The sequence below is a fragment of the Pseudonocardia halophobica genome, from assembly GCF_027922425.1.
Taxonomy (GTDB): Bacteria; Actinomycetota; Actinomycetes; order Mycobacteriales; family Pseudonocardiaceae; genus Pseudonocardia; species Pseudonocardia halophobica.
Window position 1 is genome coordinate 1 of the sequence record NZ_BSFQ01000090.1, and the last position, 2,131, is coordinate 2,131.

At 72.3% G+C, this 2,131-nt stretch carries 3 protein-coding genes; 1 reads left to right on the forward strand and 2 read right to left on the reverse strand.

Annotated elements, in window-relative coordinates:
• The coding region (locus tag PKE99_RS37270) for an amylo-alpha-1,6-glucosidase (RefSeq protein WP_369075885.1) at positions 1-510 on the forward strand (510 nt) is incomplete at its 5' end.
• A 34-nt stretch (positions 511-544) separates the two neighbouring features.
• On the opposite strand, the gene PKE99_RS37275 is transcribed toward PKE99_RS37270, so the two are convergent.
• Together PKE99_RS37275 and PKE99_RS37280 are read right to left on the reverse strand one after the other, a co-directional pair.
• Positions 545-1,573, reverse strand: a complete 1,029-nt coding sequence (locus PKE99_RS37275) for a GAF domain-containing protein (protein WP_271214993.1) — start codon at positions 1,571-1,573, stop codon at positions 545-547.
• A 216-nt stretch (positions 1,574-1,789) separates the two neighbouring features.
• Positions 1,790-2,131, reverse strand: a 342-nt coding sequence (locus tag PKE99_RS37280; RefSeq protein WP_271214994.1) for an ANTAR domain-containing protein, incomplete at its 5' end; no start/stop codon positions are given.

A 2,131-nucleotide genomic window follows, 5' to 3' on the forward strand; every position in this document is an offset into this window, starting at 1 on the left:
GTGCGCACGCTCAGCAGCGCGATGAGTGCCTACGACCCGGTCAGCTACCACAACGGCTCGGTCTGGCCGCACGACAACGCCTTCGTCGTCGCCGGGCTCATGCGCTACGGCTTCGTGGCGCAGGCGCAGCGCATCGCGGAGGCGCTTCTCGAGGCGGCGGAGCACTTCGGGGGCCGGCTGCCCGAACTCTTCTGCGGCTTCGACCGCGGTGAGTTCCCCGCGCCGGTGCCCTACCCGACCTCCTGCTCGCCGCAGGCGTGGGCCTCGGCCACCCCGATCCACCTCGTCCGGACATTGCTGCGGTTCGACCCGGAGCTTCCGCGAGGGCGGTTGTGGGTCGACCCCGTGCTGCCCCCGGCCTTCGCTCCGCTCCGGGTCGAGGGGGTGGCCCTCGGGGCCGGCCGCGTCAACGTGGAGGTGACCGCTGATGAGACGCAGGTGGAGGACCTGCCCTCAGGCGTCGAGCTGCGCTGCGAGCCCTGTCTGATGGCCGACTCGTTCCCTGCGTGACGCCGAGTGGGTTCCCGGTCGGCGCCCGACGGGCTCAGATCGCTCCCGCCACCGCGGGCGGGATGCGTACCCCGCCGCGCAGCGCGCGCACTGCGGCCGCCGTGAGATCGCTGGTACGGAGCGCGACCAGGCTTCGTCCCAGGGAGTCGACCTCCACTTCCCCGGCCACGTGGAGTGACTCCGCGAGGGTCGGGATGTCGGTGGCGCCCTCGACCAGGAGGCCCAGGACCCGGAGGTCCAGGACGGTGAGGCCGTACAGGTCGGCCGGTGGGCACAGGAGCACCGCGGCGGAGAGGTGGTCGAGGTCCGGGCGGGCGAAGTCGAGTGCGACGACCCGGATCAGCTGCTCGCCGCCGGTGCCCGGCACAGGGGCGAGGAACGAGATGTACGCCCCGCTGTCGGCCAACTCGTCCGCGGCGACCGTGAGGATCGGTGAGCCCGGCGCCAGCAGGCGGTCGCCGAGGAGACCCGGCAGCGGCAGGACGTCGCCCGCGCGGGTCAGAACGACGCCGGCGCCGGCACTCTTGACGATCCGGGCGGTGTCGGCGATGTCCCGGGTGCGGTCCAGGTCGTCGGCGATCACCGTGGTCAGGGCCGCGACGACCCTTCGGTCAGCCTGGTTCGGCCGCGTCCGATCGGCGGAGAGCAGGCTGAGAAAGCCGACGTGCCGCCCCTCCGCCGTGAACAGCCCGGCTGCGAGGCCCTGGCGGAAACCCGCCGGGAGCAGGTGATCGGCCCACGCACGGACCTCGGACAGGGAGCTCGGGATCTCGCTGGCCAGCACGGGCGGCTGACGCCGGTTGAGGCCCAGCAGCTCCACCTCCTCCTCGGCCTCCGGACGGCCGAAGTAGTCACGGAGAGGCTCGGCCGCGCCCGTGGTGGCCACCGGGACGTGACGGTGCTGCTCGGGGTCGCGCACCGCGAGCCAGCCGGCGTCGAACACCAGGATCCGCTCGAGGTGCTGCAGGATCGCCGAAGCGCGTTCCTGCATGGTCGCGGACGACGCGGCGAGCCGCCGGAACTCCAGACGCAGGTCACGGAGCGCCGGTTCCCTCCCGCTCATCGTCCCTCTCCCGGCCGTGGTGGGACGAACACACCTGCGCGTTCGCCCCGGACGGCGGCGTGGGTCCGCGTCGGTGCAGCCAGCTCGGCCAGGGTCTGCTCCACGTGCTTCACCCCTGTTCGTGGTGAGATGACGAGGGTGCGGGATCGGCCTGTTCGAGCGACCCTCCACGATCAGCGCCGGCTCGCCTCCTGTGGTCCGGACGCCGGAGACTGCTCAGAGCGTCCCCGTGGAGATCACCGTCTCGGCCAGCTCTCGTACCTTCACGTTGCGGTGCTGGCTCTCGGCCTTGAGGGTCGCGAAGGCTTGGTCGTCCGTGAGCTGGCGCTGGCACATCAGGATGCCGATCGCGATGCCGATCCGTCGGTTGGTGGCCAGCGCGCGGTGCAGGTTGGCCGCCCTGTCCTCCGCCGACCGGGCCCGCGCCTGCAGCTGGTCGAGCTCGGTGCGGACGTCGGAGCGATGCGCCGGCGCGGCCGGTGCCTCCGCTGACAAGCTGAGGGTCATCGAGTTCTGGTCCTCCTCCTCGTAGGCCCACGTGTGCGAACCGGCCGCTGC

Excerpts from the sequence above, each read along its gene's own strand:
- PKE99_RS37275 (WP_271214993.1), bottom strand. The coding sequence starts at position 1,573 with ATGAGCGGGAGGGAACCGGCGCTCCGTGACCTGCGTCTGGAGTTCCGG.